This is a genomic window from Hydrotalea flava, assembly GCF_001623405.1.
Classification (GTDB): Bacteria; Bacteroidota; Bacteroidia; order Chitinophagales; family Chitinophagaceae; genus Hydrotalea; species Hydrotalea flava.
In genome coordinates this window covers 1-823 of record NZ_LUHG01000008.1, presented here as the reverse complement: position 1 = coordinate 823, position 823 = coordinate 1, and the positions used below count along the sequence as shown (strand labels likewise).

3 protein-coding genes are annotated in these 823 nt (G+C 38.5%); 1 reads left to right on the top strand and 2 read right to left on the bottom strand.

Annotated elements, in window-relative coordinates; all coding sequences use genetic code 11:
• A partial coding sequence (locus A0F92_RS00150; RefSeq protein ID WP_167516645.1) for a hypothetical protein occupies positions 1-272 on the bottom strand: 272 nt, incomplete at its 3' end.
• 135 nt (positions 273-407) lie between these two features.
• On the opposite strand from A0F92_RS00150, the gene A0F92_RS00145 reads away from it, so the two are divergent.
• A complete protein-coding gene (locus A0F92_RS00145; RefSeq protein WP_068240400.1) occupies positions 408-596 on the top strand; it encodes a hypothetical protein in 189 nt (62 codons plus the stop codon).
• A gap of 21 nt (positions 597-617) precedes the next feature.
• On the opposite strand, the gene A0F92_RS15985 is transcribed toward A0F92_RS00145, so the two are convergent.
• Positions 618-755, bottom strand: a complete 138-nt coding sequence (locus A0F92_RS15985; protein WP_167516644.1) for a DUF4113 domain-containing protein — start codon at positions 753-755, stop codon at positions 618-620.
• Positions 756-823: the final 68 nt, after the last annotated feature.

The following is an 823-nucleotide window of genomic DNA, read 5'->3' as shown; positions in this document are numbered from 1 at the left end:
TTAACGCCATACGTAGATAACTGCCTGCCTGATACAGATTGATTCGTACTATATATTACTTTATCCCATCTCGGTATCCCATTTTTCTTTACAAATGCCGGTAAAAATTTATAAATACTATCCTGCCAGCTAATATCGGCGGCTAATTTTTTTATGGCAACATCCGTTGTAGTACTGGTATTAAAAAAATGTTGTTGTAATTGCGCATAATGGGGGCTTTTAATATTGGGCAAACTGTCGTATTTGCGGCAACCAAACAAAAAACCAACCATACTAAAAAGAATAAAAAAGCAAAAAATTGTTACCGCATTTGTTTTGTAATTTCTGCGGGGGGGGGATGATTAATTTTTTCATAGTAAATTGATTTTAGTTACGATAAAAATAATTAAAATTAAATTAAATAAAAAATGTTTTTATCTTTTTTTAATCAACTATTTACCCCCCCCATTCATACCATTTTACCCTATCAACTTCCCCCCTTTTCCCATACACCTACCTATCAACAGCGTTGCGTAACGCTGTTGAGTGAAACATTTATCGAATATGTATCGGAAGCAGTATTGAATGTACATTTAAGTAAAGGAATGGGTATTTAATTGGTTGCGGCGGGCTTAGCCTTAGTGCACCTCAGGCAATTCTTTCCAACGGGCGGTATAGCGGGGGCTACGCAATTCCTGCCGCATTTTCCAGTTGCGGCCGGACTCAGAACCTAATACCCCGGTTGCGCAAATGTCACTGCTGCAAAACAGGTACACTTATCACCATACAATTATTTGCAGAGCGGGGACCACCGCGGAAGTATTTACGGGAAAAAAAAGCTGCC